This is a genomic window from Streptomyces sp. NPDC006879 (genome assembly GCF_042869595.1).
GTDB lineage: Bacteria > Actinomycetota > Actinomycetes > Streptomycetales > Streptomycetaceae > Streptomyces.
This window is the reverse complement of sequence record NZ_JBIAGC010000002.1, coordinates 255980-276125: the sequence shown is the minus strand read 5'-3', so window position 1 is coordinate 276125 and position 20146 is coordinate 255980. Positions and strand designations below refer to the sequence as shown.

At 69.7% G+C, this 20146-nt stretch carries 21 protein-coding genes, 1 tRNA gene and 1 pseudogene; 17 read left to right on the top strand and 6 right to left on the bottom strand.

The window, feature by feature from the left end:
* Positions 1-13: 13 nt before the first annotated feature.
* From ACFYMC_RS02965 to ACFYMC_RS02920, 10 genes and pseudogenes are all read left to right on the top strand, one after another.
* Positions 14-2211, top strand: a pseudogene (locus tag ACFYMC_RS02965) (cell division protein FtsK).
* 141 nt (positions 2212-2352) lie between these two features.
* Positions 2353-2607 carry a hypothetical protein gene (locus tag ACFYMC_RS02960; protein WP_388517810.1) on the top strand — a complete coding sequence of 85 codons (255 nt, stop codon included), beginning with the start codon at positions 2353-2355 and terminating at the stop codon, positions 2605-2607.
* Positions 2608-2742: 135 nt separating this feature from the next.
* Positions 2743-2931, top strand: a complete 189-nt coding sequence (locus ACFYMC_RS02955; protein WP_388517807.1) for a hypothetical protein — start codon at positions 2743-2745, stop codon at positions 2929-2931.
* Positions 2932-2951: 20 nt separating this feature from the next.
* Positions 2952-3116 (top strand): hypothetical protein, encoded by a 165-nt coding sequence (locus tag ACFYMC_RS02950; RefSeq protein ID WP_388517804.1) that lies wholly within the window; start codon positions 2952-2954, stop codon positions 3114-3116.
* Positions 3117-3124: 8 nt separating this feature from the next.
* Positions 3125-3469 carry a hypothetical protein gene (locus ACFYMC_RS02945; protein ID WP_388517801.1) on the top strand — a complete coding sequence of 115 codons (345 nt, stop codon included), beginning with the start codon at positions 3125-3127 and terminating at the stop codon, positions 3467-3469.
* Positions 3470-3558: 89 nt separating this feature from the next.
* Positions 3559-4443 carry a bifunctional DNA primase/polymerase gene (locus ACFYMC_RS02940; RefSeq protein WP_388517799.1) on the top strand — a complete coding sequence of 295 codons (885 nt, stop codon included), beginning with the start codon at positions 3559-3561 and terminating at the stop codon, positions 4441-4443.
* Positions 4440-5039: a hypothetical protein gene (locus tag ACFYMC_RS02935; RefSeq protein ID WP_388517796.1), complete on the top strand. Its 600-nt coding sequence runs from the start codon at positions 4440-4442 to the stop codon at positions 5037-5039. The genes ACFYMC_RS02940 and ACFYMC_RS02935 overlap by 4 nt, the downstream gene beginning before the upstream one ends.
* Positions 5036-6055, top strand: coding sequence for an AAA family ATPase (locus ACFYMC_RS02930; protein ID WP_388517793.1), 1020 nt, complete (start codon positions 5036-5038; stop codon positions 6053-6055). Before ACFYMC_RS02935 ends, ACFYMC_RS02930 begins: the two co-directional genes overlap by 4 nt.
* Positions 6052-6405, top strand: a complete 354-nt coding sequence (locus tag ACFYMC_RS02925; protein WP_388517791.1) for a DNA-binding protein — start codon at positions 6052-6054, stop codon at positions 6403-6405. The genes ACFYMC_RS02930 and ACFYMC_RS02925 overlap by 4 nt, the downstream gene beginning before the upstream one ends.
* 21 nt (positions 6406-6426) lie before the next feature.
* Complete coding sequence (locus ACFYMC_RS02920; RefSeq protein WP_388517788.1) at positions 6427-7935, top strand: LacI family DNA-binding transcriptional regulator; 1509 nt, start codon at positions 6427-6429, stop codon at positions 7933-7935.
* 208 nt (positions 7936-8143) lie between these two features.
* Here ACFYMC_RS02920 and ACFYMC_RS02915 read toward each other — a convergent pair.
* Positions 8144-8217: transfer RNA gene (locus ACFYMC_RS02915), tRNA-Pro, on the bottom strand.
* A 103-nt stretch (positions 8218-8320) separates the two neighbouring features.
* A complete protein-coding gene (locus ACFYMC_RS02910) occupies positions 8321-9259 on the bottom strand; it encodes a metallophosphoesterase (RefSeq protein ID WP_388517785.1) in 939 nt (312 codons plus the stop codon).
* A 178-nt stretch (positions 9260-9437) separates the two neighbouring features.
* On the opposite strand from ACFYMC_RS02910, the gene ACFYMC_RS02905 reads away from it, so the two are divergent.
* Positions 9438-9902 carry a GatB/YqeY domain-containing protein gene (locus ACFYMC_RS02905; RefSeq protein ID WP_388517782.1) on the top strand — a complete coding sequence of 155 codons (465 nt, stop codon included), beginning with the start codon at positions 9438-9440 and terminating at the stop codon, positions 9900-9902.
* 189 nt (positions 9903-10091) lie between these two features.
* Here ACFYMC_RS02905 and ACFYMC_RS02900 read toward each other — a convergent pair whose 3' ends face one another.
* Positions 10092-12398, bottom strand: a complete 2307-nt coding sequence (locus ACFYMC_RS02900; protein ID WP_388517779.1) for a transglycosylase domain-containing protein — start codon at positions 12396-12398, stop codon at positions 10092-10094.
* Positions 12399-13411: 1013 nt separating this feature from the next.
* Between ACFYMC_RS02900 and ACFYMC_RS02895 the strand changes: the two genes are divergently transcribed.
* Positions 13412-13768 carry a WhiB family transcriptional regulator gene (locus ACFYMC_RS02895; RefSeq protein ID WP_388517777.1) on the top strand — a complete coding sequence of 119 codons (357 nt, stop codon included), beginning with the start codon at positions 13412-13414 and terminating at the stop codon, positions 13766-13768.
* 69 nt (positions 13769-13837) lie between these two features.
* Here the strand turns inward: ACFYMC_RS02895 and ACFYMC_RS02890 are convergent, their stop codons facing one another.
* Entirely contained in the window at positions 13838-15127 is a 1290-nt protein-coding gene (locus ACFYMC_RS02890) for an ArsA family ATPase (protein ID WP_388517774.1), read from the bottom strand.
* A 14-nt stretch (positions 15128-15141) separates the two neighbouring features.
* Complete coding sequence (locus ACFYMC_RS02885; protein ID WP_388517771.1) at positions 15142-16107, bottom strand: ArsA-related P-loop ATPase; 966 nt, start codon at positions 16105-16107, stop codon at positions 15142-15144.
* A gap of 94 nt (positions 16108-16201) precedes the next feature.
* Between ACFYMC_RS02885 and ACFYMC_RS02880 the strand changes: the two genes are divergently transcribed.
* The 5 genes from ACFYMC_RS02880 to ACFYMC_RS02860 all read left to right on the top strand — a co-directional run bounded on the left by ACFYMC_RS02880 (position 16202) and on the right by ACFYMC_RS02860 (position 19258).
* Positions 16202-16360 (top strand): DUF4177 domain-containing protein, encoded by a 159-nt coding sequence (locus ACFYMC_RS02880; protein WP_388517768.1) that lies wholly within the window; start codon positions 16202-16204, stop codon positions 16358-16360.
* The gene (locus ACFYMC_RS02875) at positions 16357-16830 is read left to right on the top strand and encodes a RidA family protein (protein WP_388517765.1); all 474 of its coding nucleotides are present in this window, start codon (positions 16357-16359) and stop codon (positions 16828-16830) included. Before ACFYMC_RS02880 ends, ACFYMC_RS02875 begins: the two co-directional genes overlap by 4 nt.
* A gap of 368 nt (positions 16831-17198) precedes the next feature.
* Positions 17199-18092, top strand: coding sequence for an NUDIX hydrolase (locus tag ACFYMC_RS02870; protein WP_388517762.1), 894 nt, complete (start codon positions 17199-17201; stop codon positions 18090-18092).
* Entirely contained in the window at positions 18089-18931 is an 843-nt protein-coding gene (locus tag ACFYMC_RS02865) for an MBL fold metallo-hydrolase (RefSeq protein ID WP_388517759.1), read from the top strand. Before ACFYMC_RS02870 ends, ACFYMC_RS02865 begins: the two co-directional genes overlap by 4 nt.
* A 33-nt stretch (positions 18932-18964) precedes the next feature.
* A complete protein-coding gene (locus tag ACFYMC_RS02860; protein ID WP_388517757.1) occupies positions 18965-19258 on the top strand; it encodes a ribosomal protein L7/L12 in 294 nt (97 codons plus the stop codon).
* A gap of 25 nt (positions 19259-19283) precedes the next feature.
* Here ACFYMC_RS02860 and ACFYMC_RS02855 read toward each other — a convergent pair whose 3' ends face one another.
* Complete coding sequence (locus tag ACFYMC_RS02855) at positions 19284-20123, bottom strand: nucleotidyltransferase domain-containing protein (RefSeq protein WP_388517755.1); 840 nt, start codon at positions 20121-20123, stop codon at positions 19284-19286.
* Positions 20124-20146 lie beyond the last annotated feature (23 nt).

Here is a 20146-nt window from a genome sequence, read left to right as displayed (position 1 = left end):
GGAAGGAATGTCAGTGAAACACGAGAGCGGTGACGCTCACGAGCACGAACTCTTCGCGCGCCTGGAGAAGGAGATCGATGCTGGCTCCCCGGAGTCGGCATCCGGCCCGGAGGGCGGAGAGTCGGGTACCGGCCGTCCTGCTGAGTCGGCTCCGGTCGAACCGGACGAGTCGGCTGACCCGACCGCCGTGACCATGGTGGACCGCCCCGGCGGACCGTCAGGCCTCGGCCTCATGGATCGCGTCCTCGGCTCGAAGCGGCGCCCGGTCATCCCCGCGTGGGCGCGATCCTGGGCCGAGTTCAAGACCGCGGGGAAGGGTGTCGCGGCGTATGCCTGGCACGTCGCCGCCTATCACGCTGTACGAACGCCCTGGTACGCACTCCGGCTCACCGTACAGGCGCCGCTCGGCGCCGCCCGATTCCTCGGTAACTCGATGCGGTGGGTGTCGGACGCGGAGGGGGATCCGTTGCGGCTGGACGCCGCCAGGCGCGAAGACGTCGGCGACTACCTCAAGCTGTCCCGGCAGCGGGACCGACGGGTCCGATGGCGGACTCTCGTTTCGATCGTCGCGGCCGGCGTCGGCCCGATTGTTGCCGCAGCCCTGTACGTCGTCGCCCCGACATGGCTGACGGTGCTCGCTACGGCGGTCGGCGTGATGATGCTCGGTCGGCTCGGACAGTCGGCCGACGCTCCGGTCATCAACAGGGCTGTGGAAATCCCGAAGGCGACCAAGCTCACGAGCGACATCGTCCTCCGGGCCCTGGGCTCCCTCGGCATTCCGGCGATCAACCAGGACCAGGCCAAGGGCGGCCCCGGCTTCACCTTCACCGCCCCGATCACCCGGGACGGCCCCGGCTGGCTCGCCGAGGGGGATCTCCCGTACGGCGTGACCGTGACCGACGTCGCCGACCGGCGCGAGCGCCTGGCCTCCGGTCTGCGCCGCCCACTCGGCTGCGTCTGGCCGGAAGCCACGGCAGACGAGCACACCGGGCGCCTCCGGCTGTGGGTCGGTGACCAGGACCTGTCGAAGACCCGGCAGGCGCCCTGGCCGCTCGCGAAGTCGGGGACGGTGGACCTCTTCCGGCCGATCGACTGGGGGACGGACCAGCGGGGCCGTTGGGTCGGCATCACGCTTATGTTCATCGCGGGCGTGATCGGCGCCATCCCCCGGATGGGCAAGACCTTCCTCCTCCGCCTCCTGCTGCTCATCGCCGCCCTCGACGTGCGGGCGGAGATCCACACGTACGACCTCAAGGGCACTGGCGACCTGGACGCAGTCGGGGACCGGGTCGGCTACCGGCACCGGGCCGGGGAGGAAGACGCGGACATCGAGTACGCGATTGCCGACCTCCGAGCGGTCCGCGAGGAGATGCGACGGCGGGCGAAGGCCATCCGGTCCTTGCCCAAGGACCTCTGCCCCGAGTCGAAGGTGACGACCGAGCTGGCGTCGAAGCGCTCGCTCGGCCTGCACCCGATCGTCATCGGCGTCGACGAGTGTCAGGTCTGGTTCGAACACGACAAGTACGGCGCGGAGTTCGAGGAGATCTGCGTCGACCTCGTGAAGCGCGGCCCCGCGACCGGGATCGTGCTGCTGCAGGCGACGCAGCGGCCGGACAAGGACAGCATCCCGAAGGCGATCAGCGCCAACGCCTCTGCCCGCTGGTGCCTCAAGGTCATGGGCCAGGTCGAGAACGACATGGTCCTCGGGACCGGTGCCTACAAGCGGGGCGTACGTGCCACCCTGTTCGCCTGGTCCGAGAAGGGCGTCAGCTACTTCCTCGGCGAAGGCGCGGACGCCCGGATCGTACGGTCCGCGTTCATCGACGCCGTGGAAGCCGACCGCATCGCCCTTCGAGCCCGCGTCCTGCGCGAGCGCGCCGGAACGCTCGCGGGCCACGCAGCCGGCGAGCAGCCGGAGGCCGAGGGGGCCCCGACGTACGAGCTGCTCGCCGATCTCCTCGCCGCCATCCCGGAGGGCAGCCAGAAGGTCTGGAACGAGGTGGCGGTAGCCGCCCTCGCCGAGCTGCGGCCCGGCGTGTACGGCGAGTGGACGGGCGAGCAACTGACCCTCGCGCTCAAGCCGTACGGCGTCCGCACGGGGCAGGTCTGGGGCACCGCGGAGGACGGCAAGGGCGCGAACCGGCGCGGCATCAAGCGCGCCGATCTCCTCAAGCCGTCGCCGAACGTGACGGCGGAGCCGCCGCGGCCTAGCCCTCCGTGCCGCTAGACCTAGCGGGCCACCCCGCTAGGTCTAGCACCTCCGCTAGCGGCGTCAGTGGCCTCTGAGCTGCGAACTAGCGCCTAGCACCACTCCCTGCGCAAGCCCAGAATCCCGCCCTGAGAGGGGTTTCCATGCCCTTGTGGTTCGACTTCGCCACGGTCTTCCTGCTCCTCACGCTCAGCTACGCCGCCCTGTGCGCGGCCAGCCCCCTCGGCGCCTGCCGCAAGTGCAGGGGCTGGGGTGCCAAGGTCCACGTCTCCCGCTTCAGCGGGCGGCTCAAGCGCGGGCGCGACTGCCGTCGCTGCGAGGGCTACGGGCAGCGCGTCCGGGTCGGACGCCGCCTCTACAACCTCGCCGTCCGGCTCCACCACGACGGCACCCGCTGACGAGGAGACCGCCGTGCGCCGACTCGTACACCTCGCCCTGCTCAGTCTGCTGCTCGGCCACCTCGTGCCCCGCCAACGAGCCGCAGCCGCCCCGGCCGACCGTATCGCCCGAACTCCCGTAACGGAGGACTGATCTTGACCTTCACGATCTCCGCCCTGCTCCTCTTCGGACTCCTGCTCTTCATGCTCATCCGCTCGAAGTCCGTCGGGGGTGTGTCGGCCGTCGTCGCCGTGCTCTTCGGCTACCACCTCTCCCACACCCCGGCCGCGCCGGCCATCGACCAGGTCATGGCGGCGCTCGCCAACGCCATCCCTGACATGTGATCCAGAGGGGACTCCACCGAATGTTCCACGACGAGCAGTACTGCGACGAGTGCGCCAGCTACGACTGTCCCGGCCACGAGCTGTGTGACGAGTGCTCCGGCGACATCTGCGCTGAGTGTGACGGCTGCGACTGTCCCGAGACCGCCTGCCCGGGCTACGTCGCCCACTTGACCGCCAACGACTAGGAGAAGGCGTGACACCTGAACTGCCCAACACCGAGAACCTGGGCGCCGCCTACGCGGATGCTCCGGCGCTGGACGACGAGTTGGCATGGCTCCGGGCGTGCACCGGTGATCCGGGGTTCGAGCCGAGCCGTGAGTTCCTGCTCCGCCAGGCGGCGCTGCTCGACCGCCTCGCCCTCCAGGGCGCGGTCGTGCCGCTCGTCCTGGCCGCGCTCGGCGCTGCCGATCGCCTGGTCGTACACGACATCGAGCACCGCGGGCTGAGCCTCAGGGGCCACGACCTGTTCGCGTCCGACGACCACCAGGCGTACGTCCGCGAGGAGTACCACGCCTGGCTGCTCACGCAGAACCACTGAATCGACCCGGGGCAGCGGTCGACGGGCCAACGAAGCCCGCTGCCCCGGTCCTCCCCACCCCATCCAAGGAATCAGGAGGTGCTATCAGGATGCACCACTTCACCCCACCCCCGGCAGTCCTGCACTCGGCCGAACGGGGCTGGCACGTCTTCCCGCTCGTGCAGGGCGGCAAGCGTCCGGCCGTCCGCTCGTGGGAGACCCGCGCCACGACCGACTCCGCCCGCCTCACCCGCTGCTGGTCGGCCGGCGCCTACAACCTCGGCATCGCCACCGGCCCCTCGCGCTTGGTCGTCGTCGACCTGGACGTGCCCAAGAGAGACGAGGACCGTCCGCCCGCCGGGACCCCGGCAGGCGTGACCGACGGCGCGGACACCCTCGGCCTGCTCGCCGAGGAACACGGCGAGCGGTACCCGAGCGACACGTACACGGTCCGGAGCGGCAGCGGAGGCCTTCACCTCTACTTCATGGCCCCGGCCGGCGCCGCTCTGCGGAACACGGCGGGCAAGCTCGGCTGGAAGATCGACACCCGGGCGAACGGCGGCTACGTCGTGGGCGCGGGCAGCACGGTCGAGGGGCGGCCCTACCAGGTCGTCCACGAGGCGGCCCCAGTGCCGCTCCCGCGTTGGCTGGCGAAGCTCCTAGCTCCGGCAGCGCTGCCGCCGCAGCGTCCGCTGGACGTGTCCCTACTCGCCATCGAGGGCTTGGGCCGCTACCTCGGGGCGGCCGTCGCCGGAGAGATCCAGCGGGTCGAGCGGGCCGTCCAGGGCAACCGGAACAACGCCCTCTATCAGGCGTCCGTGGCCCTCGGGCAGCTCGTCGCCGGTGGAGAGCTGGCCGAGAGCGACGTGACGGCGAAGCTCGTCGCCGCCGCCGTGGGGAAGGCCCTGGACGAGTCGGACGCCCGCCGCACCGTCGCCTCCGGTCTCCGCGCCGGTGCCCGCAAGCCCCGCATCATCGAGAGGAGGGCCGCATGAACCTCAGCGTTCAGGACGTCTACTTCGGCTGGCGCGATCTGACCCACGGGGCAGACTGCCCGCGGCCGTCGTGGACCGTCGACCTCCGCGACGACGAGCACTACCGCTCGTCGTACGGCGGCGCGACCGAGCGGCACGCCTGCCCGAACGAGGACTGCGACCACAGCGGTTCCTATCCCCGCACGACGGTGCGAGTGGTCTGCCTCGCCTGCCACGTCGCCCATGTCGTCACGGGCGAGAGCGGCAGCAGCCGGAGCACGAGCACCCGAGCGACCGGCTTCGGCGAGGCCCCGCGCAAGGTGGCTGGCCTCTACCTGTGGCCGGGGCAGCCCTGGTTCGACGACGAGCCGCACGAGTTCCTGGTCAGCAGTGCCAGGCCGCAGCGGCTGACGGCGGCGGACGTGGTCGGCGAGATCCACGAGGGACGCGGTCCGCGCGGCGGCAAGCGGTTCTCGGCCGCCGCTCTGCCGTCGCCCAAGGGCGAGTACGGGGTCAGGACGCTCCGCTGGTCGCGCGCTCAGGAGGGCTTCACCTCCTGCTCCGCCGCCGCGAAGTGGATCGCCGCGCAAACCCCTGAGAGTGACGAGGCGAAGTGAACGACACCCCGTACGACATGCCCCACCTCTACTCCACCCCGCCGCCGGAGCCGCGCCCGCTCCAGCCCGCCCAGCAGCGCATCCGCACGGCCTGGACGGCCGACGAGCTGATGGCCACCGAGTTCCCGGAGCCGAAGTGGGCCGTCCCCGGGATCATCTCCGAGGGCGTCAACCTGCTCGCCGGTCCGCCGAAGGTGGGCAAGTCCTGGCTCTCCCTCGGCCTGGCTCTCTCGGTCGCGGCCGGTGGCACGGCTATGGACACGATCCCCGTCCAGGGTGGACCGGTGCTGTATCTCGCCCTGGAGGACACCCCGCGGCGGCTCCAGACCCGCATGGGGAAGATCCTCGGCAGCAACCGTGCGCCGTCGGGGCTGACCCTGGCCACCTCGTGCCCGCCGCTGCCGCAGGGCGGGAACGAGGCCATCGCCCAGTGGCTCGACCGCAACCCCGAGGCGCGGATGGTCGTGATCGACGTCTTCGCGAAGATGCGCGGCAACTCGGCCCCGGGCGCCTCGGCGTATGACGCCGACTACGCGGCCGTCGGTCACGCGAAGCGGATCGCGGACCACTACGGCGTCGCCATGGTCCTCGTCCACCACGTGCGCAAGGCCGCTTCGGACGACTTCCTCGCCGAGGTCTCCGGCACGAACGGCCTCGCGGGAGCGGCAGACGCCACGCTCGTCCTGAAGCGCGCCCGCGGCCAGGCCGACGGCGTTCTCCACGTGACCGGCCGTGACGTCGACGAGGCAGAGTACGCGCTTCGCTTCTACGCAGAGGCCGGCGCCTGGCAGCTCCTCGAAGGCCCCGCCGCCGACCACACCATCGGCGACAGCCGCGCGACGATCCTGCGCTACGTCCGCGAGAACCCCGGGGTGGCGCCGAAGCAGATCGCCGAGGGGACCGGGCTGACGTCCGACCTCGTACGGCAGACCTGCTCGCGGATGGCCAAGGACGTCCAGCTCATCAGGAAGGACGGCGGCTACATCGTGCCGTCCGAGAACGGGGGACAGGCATGACCAGTCACAGCCGTCACAGTGTCACCGCAGTCACGCTGCCGCCCCTCTACCGCCCGGCGGCCGTCGCCCAGGCCCTCGGGTGCTCCGAGTGGTGGGTGAAGGAGCAGGCCCGACGCGGGCGGATCCCGTTCATTCGGACCGGCGGCGCCTACCGCTTCACGGCGGAGCACTACGCGGAGATCATCCGCGTCTTCGAACAGCGGCCGGTGCGGGCGCAGCCGCCCGTCCCTGAGACGGCGCCTGCCTCGCGCTCGCGCCGTAGCCGCGCGGTTCCCGTCGTCGCCACGCAGCTCCGGGCCAAGCAACCACGCAGAGCAGCCCGCGTTGATCACCAACTCGCCAGCGTCTGACAGTCACGAAGGAGAGGAACATTGGGATACGGCGAGAAGCGTGGCGACTGGTACCGCGGCCGGTACTGGATCGCACCTGGCGTCCTCCGGACCGTCGAGGACGCCGACGGCAACACGATCCGCTTCACCACCAAGCGTGAGGCGGCCAAGGCGGCGAACGACCTTGAAGCCGAGGTCAGGAAGGGGACCTGGAAGGACACGAAAGCCGAGAAGGAGACGTTCGGAAGCTACGTCAACCGCTGGTACGAAGCACAGGACCTCGCCGCGTCCACGATGCAGAACTACAAGCGGCACATCGAGGAACACCTCCTCCCCGAGTTCGAGGACAAGGCCGTCGCCGACATCCAGCGGACGGACATCGACACCTGGGAGAAGAAGGAGAAGCCCCTCTACGCGGCGTCCAGCGTCAAGACCTGGCGCGGCACACTCCACCTCATCCTCAGTGATGCGGTGGACGAGGGGCTGCGGGACTCCAACCCCGCCACCAAGCGGCGAGGCCGGGGCAAGCGGGCCGGCCGCTCGCGCAACCGGGCTCCGGAGAAGGTGGTGACCGATGCCCTCGGCATCCTGCTCATCGCCGAGCGGGCATCGTTGCTCTCGGGCCGGGACGACGAGTTCGTGGCCACGGTCCTGAAGGGCTACACCGGCTTGCGCTGGGGCGAGATCGTCGGCCTGGAGCCGAAGTTTGCCCGACCTGAGAAGGTGCGGGTTGAGTGGCAGCTGTACGAGCTGGATTCGGGGGAATTGCACCATTGTCCGCCCAAAGACGACTCCTATCGTGACATCGACGTTCCGGAGTGGCTGTCCAGCCTGTATCTGGGCCACATCGCCCGCACGAAGCCGAAGCCCTGTGCCTGCCACGGACGGGCACATGTGTTCAGCGGCTATGGCGTAGCCAACGACTCCGCTCGTCGCTCCGGCGTCAAGCTGGTCGACGTCGCCCGCCACGCCGGAGTCTCGACCGGAACCGTCTCGAACGTGCTCAACCGGCCGGATGCAGTGGCGGAGGCGACCCGAGCCAAGGTCGAGTCGGCGATCGCCGAACTCGGGTACGTCCGCGGTGCTTCCGTCGGGGAGACGGCGGCGCACTGGCGTCGGAACGGATACGCCACCTGGTTGTTCCAGCCGGCAGCAACCGGCTGGTATCCGAAGAAGGCCCCGTACGAACCCCACCCGGTCCCGCTGTCGGCCGATTCCTGGCCTGGCGTCCCTGTCCGGGGGCGCAACGCCTCCGGGCGAGCGGAGGCCTGTTGGCTGCCCATCGCCCGAGGCCTCACCCCGCACGGACTCCGGCACACCCACAAGACGGTCCTGGAAGAGCTCGGCACCCCGCCGAAGCTCATGGACGAACGGATGGGGCACGAGGACGGCTCGGTCCAGGCCCGCTACACCCACATCACGAAGGGAATGAGGAAGAGGCTCATGGACGGCCTCACCGAGCAGTGGGAGGAGTCGCTGGCCGCGAGGCTGGCTCTCTCCCCGCGATCACGGGTTCCGACCCTAGATGCGCTGCTGAGCGTTCGTAGGTAGGCCCGAAGGCCCTGTCTCCGACTCCACGGAGGCAGGGCAACTTCTTTGCGTGCGGGGGAGTGGTAGTCACCCGCCGGGGAGTGCGGGGAGTGGATCACGACGCGACGTTTTCTTGATCCACTCCCCGCGCCACTCCCCGAGACCCCGGAAACCACTCAGGGGCCTGATCCGCGATGCGGATCAGGCCCCTGACCTGGTCTTAACTCTGTCGGGGTGGCGGGATTTGAACCCACGACCTCTTCGTCCCGAACGAAGCGCGCTGCCAAGCTGCGCTACACCCCGATCGCCGCCGGGCTCTTGCATGTGCCGTGGCGACATCGATTACTTTAGCGGACCCGTGGCCGGAGACGAAATCCGGTTATCCCCGGCCGGGCCCGGGCGTTGATCAAGCCCTGGGGGTGAGGGTCAGCAGCGTCGCTTCCGGTGGGCAGGCGAAGCGGACCGGGGTGAAGCGGTTGGTGCCGCAGCCCGCGGAGACGTGGAGGTAGGAGCGGTGGCCGTCGACCTCGTGGGCGGACAGGCCCTTGACGCGGTCGGTGTCCAGGTCGCAGTTGGTGACCAGTGCGCCGTAGAGGGGGATGCAGAGCTGCCCGCCGTGGGTGTGCCCGGCGAGGATCAGCGGGTAGTCGTCGGCGGTGAAGGAGTCCAGGACGCGGAGGTAGGGGGCGTGGACCACGGCGATCGAGAAGTCGGCGGTGGCGTCCGGGCCGCCGGCGACGTGGGTGTACCGGTCCCGCTTGATGTGCGGGTCGTCCAGCCCGGTGAAGGCGAGGTCCAGCCCGTCGATCTTGAGACGGCCGCGGGTGTTGGTGAGGTTGATCCAGCCGGCGGCGTCGAAGGCGTCGCGCAGCTCTTCCCAGGGGTTGTGGACGGCGCCCACCACGGGCTTGTTGCCGTTGAGTCCGTGTCGCCCCTGGACTTTCTCGATCAGGTAGCGGCCGGGGTTGCGTAGCCGCGGGCCGTAGTAGTCGTTGGAGCCGAAGACGTACACGCCGGGGAATTCCATCAGGGGGCCCAGGGCGTCGACGACTTCGGGGACTCCGTCGGTGTCGGAGAGGTTGTCGCCGGTGTTCACGACGAAGTCGGGGCGGAGCCCGGCCAGTGACTGAAGCCAGCGCCGCTTCTTGTGCTGTCCGCCGACCATGTGGATGTCCGAGACCTGGAGTATCCGTAGGGGGCGCATGCCGGCTGGGAGGACGGGGACGGTCACCCGTCGCAGTCGGAAGGATCGGGCTTCGAAGCCGGCGGCGTAGGCGACGCCGGCCGCTCCGACCGCAGCGAGGGATGCGGTGACTTTCAGCGGGACTCCGTTACGCGCGCGCATCTGTCCATCGTCGCAGACTGGCGCCGAGCGACCTAAGGCCGTCCGGTGATCCGGGGTCGTTGGCAGCGCTGGCGAGGCGCGGTCGTGGCAGTTGCCTGCGCTGCGCGGGGCGTGAACGCTTCTGTGCCGGTCGCAAACGCAGGAGCGTCCAGCCTCGGCCACCTGGCAGACTCGACCTATGACCACGCTCAAGACCAAGCTGCAGGACGACCTCACCGCTGCCATCAAGGGGCGGGACGAGCTGCGCTCCTCCACCCTCCGGCTGACCCTGGCCGCGATCACGAAGGAGGAGGTCGCGGGCAAGCAGGCGCGTGTCCTCTCCGACGACGAGGTGTTGAAGGTGATCGCCAAGGAGGCGAAGAAGCGCCGTGAGGCGGCTGATGCCTTCGCCGAGGGTGGTCGGCCGGAGCAGGCCGCGCGGGAGACCGCCGAGGGCGAGATCCTCGCCGAGTACCTGCCCAAGCAGCTGTCGGACGGTGAGCTGCGCGAGATCGTGGAGCAGGCCGTCAGTGAGGCGAGGGCTGCTGGCGCTGAGGGGCCGCGGGCGATGGGCGCGGTGATGAAGATCGTGAATCCGAAGGTGGCCGGCCTCGCGGAGGGCGGTCGGGTGGCCGCTGTGGTGAAGCAGTTGCTGGCTTCTTGATCCTGTCCGTGCGCTGACCGCTCCACCGGCGTTGGAGCCGGGTTTCGTTTCTGGTTCGCGCTGTCGCACGGCGGTGCGCCGGGCTGTTTCGGTGGCGTGGTGGGGTGCGGCCGGGGTGTACGGCGGAGGGGCCCGGAGATGACGGAAGGTCATCTCCGGGCCCCTGGCTTGTACGCCTCACGGGTCGCTCTACGGGCCTTCAACGCCGCCGATCACGTCGGGCAGGCCGGTTCCGAAGTCGCCTCCCACGGCACCGTTTCCGTTCCCGTTTCCGTTTCCGCCGCCGTTGCCGTTGTCGGTTCCGCCAACGGAACGGCCGCCATCGGTGCCGGTGCTGGTGCCGCCTGTCGAGGTGCGGCGACCGGGCTTGGCGTCGTCGCGGTCGCTGCGCTTGCGCCCGTTCTTGTTCCCGTCGGGCTGCGGCGTCTGCACCGGCTCGGGGATGCCCACGGTGACGAAGCTCTGTACTTCGCGGCCTTCCAGGGCGCCGGAGACGGCGCCCTTCCAGATCGGGCCGGGCAGACCGCCACCGAAGACCTTCGGGTAGTACTGGCCGCCGATGGTGATGTCCTCCATCGGCACCTTCTTCAGGCCGCCCGCGCCGACCCACACGGCGCCGGCCATGTTGGGCGTGTAGCCGACGAACCAGGCGTTCTTGCGCTCGTCCGTGGTACCGGTCTTGCCGGCGCTGTCGCGGTCGGAGAGGCCGGCCCGTTCACCGGTGCCGGAGTCGACCACGCCGCGCAGCAGGGTGTTGATCGTGTCGGCGGTCCGCTCCGACATGACCTGCTCGCACTTGCTCTTGGGCACGCGCATCGCCTTGCCCTGGGCATTGGTGATCGACTCGATGGCCACGGGGGAGCAGTACGTGCCGCGGTTGGCGAAGGTGGCGTAGGCGTTGGCCATGGTCAGCGGGGACATCTCGCCGGTGCCGAGTGCGATCGAGGGGACCTGCTTGAGCCGCTTGCCGCTGGCTTCGATGACGCCGAGTTTGGCGGCGAGGTCGGTGACGGGGCAGACGCCGATCTCGCTGATCATCTCGACGAAGTAGGTGTTGATGGACTTCTCCATCGCCTTCCGCAGCGAGTAGGGGCCCACCTCCGACTTCGTCTCGTTGGTCACCGGAGTGCCCTCGGTGTTGATCCACTGCTTGCCGTTGCAGAGCTGGACCGGGCTGGGGTACTCCATCCGGTAGGGGGAGCGGTAGGTCTTGGACGGGGCCATGCCCTGCTCCAGCGCGGCGGCGGCCACGATGGGCTTGAAGGTGGATCCGATCTGGAAGCCGAAGTTGGAGCCTCCGAGCGCCTTGTCCACGGAGAAGTTGATCTGGGTTTCGTTGGTTCCGAAGCCGTAGGGCTTGGACTGGCCCATGCCCAGGATCCGCCCGGTGCCCGGTTGGACGAGGGTCACGGCGGCGGCGACCTTGTCGTCCTGGTAGACGCGCTTCTTGATCGAGTCGTTGACGGCGTCCTGTGACTGCGGGTCCAGCGTGGTGCGGATGGTCAGGCCGCCGCGGTTCCAGATCTTGGCGCGGTCCTCCTTGGTCTTGCCGAAGACGGGGTCGGAGAGGAAGACCGCGCGGACGTAGTCGCAGAAGAACCCGGCTCCGCTTCCGGCGGTGATGCAGCCGTTTCTGGGTCGGGTGACCTTCAGCTTGATCGGTTTGGCCTTGGCTTCGTCGGCCTCGGCCTGTGAGATGTAGCGGATGTCCGCCATCCGCTGGAGCACGATGTTGCGGCGCTGGGCTGCTTCTTCGGTGTCGTTGACGGGGTCGTAGCGGCTCGGTGACTGGACGATGCCGGCGAGCAGTGCCGACTCGTCCAGGGTCAGGTCGCGTGCGGGTTTGCTGAAGTAGCGCTGTGCCGCGGACTCGATCCCGTAGGCCTGTTGGCCGAAGAAGGTGATGTTGAGGTAGTTCTCGAGGATCTTCTTCTTCCCGAGTTCCTCTTCGACCTGGATGGCGTACTTCAGCTCGCGCACCTTGCGGCCCAGGCTCTTCTCCTGGGCTTGGGCGACCTTCTCCGGGTCGTCGCCGGCTTCTTCGACGAAGACGTTCTTCACGTACTGCTGGGTGAGGGTGGAGGCGCCCTGGGCGGCGCCGCCTTCCTGGGCGTTGCGGTTGACTGCGCGCAGGATGCCCTTGAGGTCGATGGCGCCGTGTTCGTAGAAGCGCGAGTCCTCGATGGCGACGATCGCCTTCTGCATGTACGGGGAGATCGCGGTCAGTGGTACGACCTTACGGTCCCTTGAGTACACCGTGGCGATGAGTCCGCCCTCGGCGTCGAGGATGGTGGTGCGCTGACTCAGCGGCGGGGTCTTCAAATTGGCCGGGATCTCGTCGAACCCCTCGACCGTGCCCTTCGCCGCGAGCCCCAGTGCTCCGGCACCGGGGAGGGCGATTCCGGCGAGCACGACTCCGGAGAGAACGGCGACCCCGAGGAACTTGGCGGCCTGCTGGGTCCCGGTGAGACCTCCGCCCGAGCGCTTCTTTGCCATGGGGGCAGCCTAATCCGTAGTGATGTGCGAACCGCAGGAGCGGGGGCCTCTCGGAGCGTTCGAGTACCAGACCGTGACATCCGGGGGGAGTCGACCCGTTGAGGTCTCGGTGTCGATCGCCCGGCGGGGAGCTCGTGGTGATGACGGTCACGTTTTCGGGCTCCGTGTCACTGCGGTTGTCCCGTGCGGTCGGTGGCACCCCTGGCGCCGGGCGGGTGGACACGGGCCATTCCGAAGGGGGGTGTAGTCGATGTGGTGTGACGGCGGCTGTCACCCGAATTGGGGCCGGAATCATTCGGCCAGAATTCTTCGAACAAATTCACCAAGCGGGCTGGCTGGAATCATTGTTCATCCAGGAGGCGGCGCTTGTGACGGACGGGTGAGGGGAAGTGCCGGCGCGGCGGCGCCCCCGCCCTGTCGGGTTTTCCCCCGAGCCGGGCGGAGTCGTCGGATTGCCCCCACCCGCGAGGCGTGCCGCCTTGAACGAGGAGCGATGTGAGGCGTCAAAAGAGTGCCCCGCGGGCATCGTCCCGACGGGCGTGCCACGGCGGAGTCAGTGACTGGCCGCGTCGGCCGCCCGTCCTCAAGTGCCTGGTGCGGGGCGCTTGTCCGCCTTGCGGCGGCGCGGCACCAGATGCGGTGCACCGGCCCACGGGGGTGATGGGGCAGCCCCTAGGTTCTCATTCGCCGGACACGTGCGCATGCCTTGGCCTAAGCTGATCACAACTGTCACAGCAGTGGGGGTGTGACTTCAACCCCCCTGAGGGACATTCACCCTTTGGGTGTGTTCCCAGTCGCCCGAACCACCCCGAAATGCCTGTTTGGTCGGCCATGTCTTCTGATCACTCCGTCGGGTGATCTGCCGCTTACGCATAGTCCGTTCGGACCATTCAAGATTGGGCCCGTCGGGGGTGTTGCGCTGTGTCTACCTTCCGTAACGTCCTCAACTGGTAGCGGTGAATATGCCGCTGCCGCCGTGGGGGAGCCTCGATTCGGGAGAGGACGGCGCCGGCATGGGCTGGGTAACCGACTGGAGTGCGCAGGCAGCCTGCCGCACTACCGATCCGGATGAACTGTTCGTTCAAGGTGCAGCACAGAACAGGGCCAAGGCGGTGTGCACCGGCTGTCCGGTGCGGACCGAGTGTCTGGCCGACGCGCTCGACAACCGTGTGGAGTTCGGAGTATGGGGCGGTATGACCGAGCGGGAGCGGCGCGCGTTGCTGCGCAGGCGTCCCACCGTCACTTCGTGGCGGCGGCTGCTCGAAACCGCTCGCACGGAGTATGAGCGCAGTACGGGCATCCTCACCGTCGACACCGAAGTGGACGTCGACGAGGATGTCGCCTACGAGTCGTACGCCGCCGCGGGGTAGACGCTCTGGGGGCGGCAGGCAGTAGCGACGGTTCCGCGCGCGACCCATGCGTGCGGCCCGCCTGTGGCTTCAGCAGACCCCGACGGTTCCGCCGGCTGACAGCCGGTCTCCGATGGCCCGCAGCCCGGCGAGGTCGTGCACATCGCCGGGCAGGGCAGCCACCTCGGTCACCGCGACCTCGGGGTGTAGCGAGGTGAAGCGGTCCCGCGTGCGCTGCTCACGGGACATCACGTGCATGCGCTCGGCGTGCAGCCTCAGCAATCCGGCTGTCACCGCTGCCGTTTCGGGATCGACCGCGGTGTGGGGATCGGCGCTGTGGCCCGGCTCGCCGAGACCAGCCTTCCCGGCTCTCTGATCCACAATGCCGGCGTCGACAAGATTCTCTGTGGCCTCTGCTTCGCGAGTACCGGATGACTCGGCTGGGTCCTCGCCGAGTGCTTCGGCGGCGGCCAGGGCTCGTTGCGCGGTCAGCTGGGTGGCGCCGCTGCCGTGCACCCGGTTCAGCACGAGTCCCGCGAGCGGCATGTCCTCCGCCCCCAGACGTTCCACGAAGTACGCGGCTTCCCGCAGTGCGTCCGGCTCCGGCGCCGCAACCACGAGGAAGGCCGTGCCCGGAGCTTGAAGTAGCCGGTAGGTGGCGTCGGCGCGGGTCCGGAAGCCTCCGAACATGGTGTCCATCGCGGCCACGAAGGTCTGAACGTCCTTCAGCAGGGAAGCCCCCATCAACTTGCTGAGGGTGCCGGTCATCATCGACATGCCGACGTTGAGGAACTTCATGCCGGTCCGCCCGCCCACCTTCGCGGGGGCCATCAGCACCCGGATGAACTTCCCGTCCAGGAAGGACCCCAGACGCTTCGGCGCGTCCAGGAAGTCCAGCGCGGAACGGCTCGGCGGCGTGTCGACGATGATGAGGTCCCACTCTTCGCGGGCCCTCAGCTGCCCCAACTTCTCCATCGCCATGTACTCCTGTGTGCCAGCGAAACCGGCCGACAGGGACTGGTAGAAGGGGTTGTCCAGGATCGCGCGGGCCCGTTCCCCATCCGCGTGCGCTTCGACGATCTCATCGAAGGTCCGCTTCATGTCCAACATCATCGCGTGCAACTCGCCGCCGCCGTCGACGCCCGCCACCCTGCGGGGAGTGTTGTCCAGCGAGTCGATCCCCATGGACTGGGCGAGGCGGCGCGCCGGGTCGATGGTGAGGACCACCACCTTGCGTCCGCGTTCGGCCGCTCGCACTCCGAGCGCGGCGGCCGTCGTGGTCTTGCCCACTCCGCCCGCCCCGCAGCACACGATGATCCGGGTGCCCGGGTCGTCCAACAGCGGATCGACCTCCAGCCGGGGCGCCGTGTCCAGAGCCATGGGGTCTCCTGTCCTCACACGTCCGCGATCTGTTTGCGCAACTCGCCCGCCAGCTCGTACAGGCCGGCGAGGTCCACCCCTTCGCCGAGGAGGGGCAGTTCGTACGTCGGGACGCCCAGGCCCTCCAGTACGCAGCGTTGCTCGCGCTCCAGACGGACCCGCTCGGCGTGCTCAGCGGCCTGCGCCAGCAGCGGGTCGACCAGCGGACCCACTCCCAGCCCGGTCAGGCCGGCCCGAGCCAGTGCGGCGGCCACCTCGGTGCGTCGCTGCGCGGCTGACTCCAGGGCCTCTTCGTCCAGGTGGTGCGGGCGGACCATGTTGACGACGACCGGGCCCACCGGAAGCCCCACGGCGCGCAGTTCCTCCATGCCGTCCACGGTCTCCTGTACCGGCATCTCCTCCAGCAGCGTCACCAGGTGCACTGCCGTGTCCGGGGACTTGAGGACCTTCATCACCGACTGGGCCTGATGGTGGATCGGGCCGAACCTGGCCAGACCCGCCACCTCGTCGTTGACGTTGAGGAACCGCGTGATGCGACCGGTCGGTGGTGCGTCCATCACCACGTGGTCGTAGACGAACCGCCCGGCCTTGTCCTTGCGCCGCACCGCCTCGCAGGCCTTCCCGGTCAGCAGGACGTCCCGCAGGCCGGGGGCGATGGTGGTGGCGAAGTCGATCGCGCCGAGCTTCTTCAGCGCCCGCCCGGCGGAACCGAGTTTGTAGAACATCTGGAGGTAGTCCAGGAGCGCCCGCTCGGCGTCGATGGCCAGCGCGTGCACCTCACCCCCGCCCGGACCGACGGCGATCTTGCGCTCCTCGTACGGGAGGGCCTCCGTACCGAAGAGCTGTGCGATGCCTTGCCTGCCTTCGACCTCCACCAGAAGCGTGCGCTTGCCCTCGGACGCGAGGGCGAGCGCGAGTGCGGCGGAGACCGTGGTCTTCCCGGTACCGCCCTTGCCGCTGACCACCTGGAGCCTGCTCACGTATGCGAGCCTAACCAGTGGGCCGCTCCGGTACGCACGAGGTGGGGCGTCCTTCTGGCGTGGGGTCCGGGTGGCAGGTACTACCCTCGCCTCCATGAAGAAGTACGAATACGCGACGGTCCCGCTGCTCGTCCACGCGACCAAGCAGATCCTCGACACCTGGGGCGAGGACGGCTGGGAGCTCGTCCAGGTCGTGCCCGGGCCGAACAACCCCGAGCAGCTGGTGGCCTACCTCAAGCGGGAGAAGGCATGAGCGCCGGCGCGGTGGAGGCGAGGCTCGTCGAGCTCGGCTTGACCCTGCCCGATGTCGTCCCGCCGCTGGCGGCCTATCAGCCGGCTGTGCGCTCCGGCGCGTACGTGTACACCGCGGGGCAGCTGCCGATGGTGAACGGCAAGCTTCCGCTGACCGGCAAGGTCGGCGGCGAGGTGACGCCGGAGGAAGCCAAGAGCCTCGCGGCCACCTGTGCGCTGAACGCCTTGGCGGCGGTGAAGTCGGTCGTCGGTGACCTGGATCGGATCGCCCGGGTCGTGAAGGTCGTGGGGTTCGTCGCCTCCGCTCCCGACTTCACCGGTCAGCCCGCGGTCCTCAACGGCGCCAGCGAGTTGCTCGGCGAGGTCCTCGGCGAGAAGGGCGTCCACGCCCGCAGCGCCGTTGGCGTCACCGTCCTGCCGCTGGACGCGCCGGTCGAGGTCGAACTTCTCGTGGAGCTCGTCGAGGGCTAAGGCCTGTCCCGCACCACCCGGCGGGCGCGCGACGACAGCTACGGCGCCTCGCGGCGTGGTCGAATCGCCCGAATGCGCCCGGGTGTGAAGGCGACCCTCCGCCTGGCGACGCACCGCACCTGACGCCGCTCGTTGCCCCACTGGGCATCGCGGGACAGAGCTTGGAACGTGTTCCGGGTGACGCGGGCGGCCCCGCCCGACCCGTCAGGTGCGGGTCGCCGTTCGCCACGCGGCCCCCTGCCGCCAGGACGGCGGGGCCCGGCGGCCGTCCCCGCGGGGCCTCCATCCAGGGTGGTTCGAGGGACCAGATCGCGCAGGTCAGCGCCTTGCCCCTCGAACATCCCGGCGGATGGTCGTAGCATCCGGCCATGTCGAATGGTCAGTGGTACCCGCCCGAGTGGCCCGACCGGATCCGCGCCCTGGCGAGCGGTGAGCTCACCCCGGTAGCCCCCAAACGGGCGGCCACCGTACTGCTGCTGCGCGATGCGGCGCCCGGCGCCGCCGCGGTCGGCCCGGACGTACACATGCTGCGCCGGCGTGCTTCGATGGCGTTCGCCGGCGGCGCGTACGCGTATCCGGGCGGTGGCGTCGATCCACGGGACCACGATCTGCACGTGCGGTGGGCCGGGCCGGCCCTCCCGGACTGGGCGGCACGGTTGGGCACCGACACCGCGACCGCGCAGGCCATCGTGTGCGCCGCGGTGCGCGAGACCTACGAGGAGGCGGGCGTACTGCTCGCCGGCCCCACCCCGGACACGGTGGTCCAGGACACCACCGGCGAGGACTGGGAGGCCGACCGGCGTGCGCTGGTCGCGCGTGAGCTGTCCTTCGCGCAGTTCCTGGACCGGCGTGATCTGGTGCTCCGCTCCGACCTGCTGGGCGCGTGGGCGCGCTGGATCACTCCCGAGTTCGAACCCCGCCGGTATGACACCTGGTTCTTCGTGGCCGCCCTACCTGCCGGCCAGCGCACCCGCAACGCCTCCACCGAGGCCGACCGGACCGTCTGGATCCGACCGGCCGAGGCAGCCGCCGGGTATGACCGGGGCGAGCTGCTGATGATGCCGCCCACGATCTCCACCCTGCGGGCGATCGAGCCCTTCGCGACGGCCGCCGAAGCGTTGGCGGCGGCGCCGGCGCGGGATCTGACGCCGGTACTGGCGCAAGCCCAACTGGAGGGCGGGGAGCTGGTGCTCAGCTGGCCCGGGCATGAGGAGTTCACCAAGCGGATGCCCGGTGCGAACGACCACGGAGCCGCCTCGTGACCTCGGCCGGCGATCTCCCCGGGCAGCCTCGCGGTGGGGTGGTCTCGGGGCCCGCGACCGCACGCGCGGTGAACGTCCTGGCCCCCAACCCCTCGCCGATGACCCTGGACGGCACCAACACCTGGATCGTCTCCGAGCCGGGTTCGGATCTCGCCGTGGTGATCGATCCGGGTCCACTGGACGAGGCGCACCTGAACCGGGTCGTCGCCGTGGCCGAGGAGTCGGGTCAACGGGTGGCGCTGACCCTGCTCACGCACGGCCATCCCGATCACGCCGAGGGCGCGGGTCGCTTCGCGGAACTCACCGGGAGCTCGGTGCGGGCCCTCGATCCCGCGCTGCGGCTGGGAGAGGAGGGGCTGGCCGCTGGCGACGTGGTGACCACCGGTGGACTTGAGCTACGCGTGGTACCCACTCCGGGGCACACCGCGGACTCCCTCAGCTTCCACCTGCCCGCCGACCGGGCAGTCCTCACCGGCGACACCGTCCTCGGGCGCGGGACCACGATGGTGGCGCATCCGGACGGCAGGCTGGGTGACTACCTGGACTCGCTGAGGCGGTTGCGTTCGCTGACCGTCGACGACGGGGTCCACACGGTGCTCCCGGGCCACGGGCCGGTGCTGGACGATGCGCAGGGGTCAGTGGAGTTCTACCTCGCACACCGTGCACACCGGCTCGCCCAGGTCGAGACCGCCGTGGAGGAAGGGTTCCTGACGCCCTCACGGGTGGTGGCCCGGGTCTACGCGGACGTGGACCGGTCGCTGTGGCCCGCGGCGGAGCTTTCGGTCCGGGCCCAGTTGGAGTACCTGCGCGAGCATGGCTTGATTCCCGAGAAGACCTGAGGGAGACCCGGTCCGGGCGGGTAGGTTCGGTCCATGGAACTCGTGATCATCGCCCTGTTCATCCTGGTCTCGTGCGCCTCCTGGGTGCAGTCCGTCACCAGCAGCCGGGCCGCCGCCCTGGAGCGGCGCCTGGACCGGTTGGACCGCCGCCTCGACCTGATCATGGACCACCTCGGGCTGGAGGAACCACCGATACCGGGGCTCGACCGGGTGCAGGCCCTGGTTGCGGAGGGCAAGAGCATCGAGGCGATCAAGGTCTATCGACAGCTGACCGGAGCGGGTCTGAAGGAGGCCAAGGAGGCTGTGGAGGCCCTGCCACGGATCTGAGGGGCGCCCGGGCCCCGCGGCGCGGTCAAGGGCGCGGCGCGCGTCCGCCCAGCACCGCCGTGTACTCGGCGGCAAGCCAGGGACCGAGGTCCTCGGTGAACTCGGTCAGCACCGCCGGGTCGGGGCTCGGATTCCGGGCGACGGCCGCAGCCCTCCGTAGTTCCGCCACCCTTGCCGGTTCGTGTGGGTAGAAGTCGGCGAAGATTTCAGTCGACCGGGTGAGGTCACTGGTCCAGCCGCCCCATCGGGGCATCACCAAAGTGAAGGCGCTACGGACCAGCTTCCGCGCGAAGAGGCGGCTCAGCGAGCGCCGCTCGGCCGGCCCGCTGGCCGCGGCCACCTGCGCCCGCCAGCGGGGCAGCAGGAGCGGGAGGTCGCCGTTGCTCTCCCGGGCCAGGCGTTCGTCCGGCCGGTAGCGGGGGAGGTGCTCGGCCAGGTCGGGCCCGAGCAGCGCAGTGCACAGACAGGCCAGGAACCAGCCCGTGTCGTACCGCTCTGCCTCACTGAGCAACTCCGCCTTGCCGTGGACCAGGACGGACACGCCGTCGATCACCGCGTAGTCCGCGTCCAGCCCGTCGCCGACCTCACGGGCCAGCGCGCGAGCCGCCTCGGTGGGCGGGTGGTGCAGGGCGAGCAGGAGGTCTAGGTCACTGACGCCGGGGCGGGCGGTCCCCCGGGGGACGGATCCGTACAGGTAGGCGCTGTGCAGGTCATGGGCGAAGGCCTGGGCCAGGCGTTCGCGCGAGGCCGAGACCACGGGGTGGAAGGCCTCCTGGACCAGGCCCAGGGATCCCTCACGCTCGATGTAGCCCAGGCTGTCCAGTCCCCGCCGTCCGTGGTTCCCGGGTGCCTGTTTGCTTCGCATGACTCCACTGTGCCTCGGGTGCC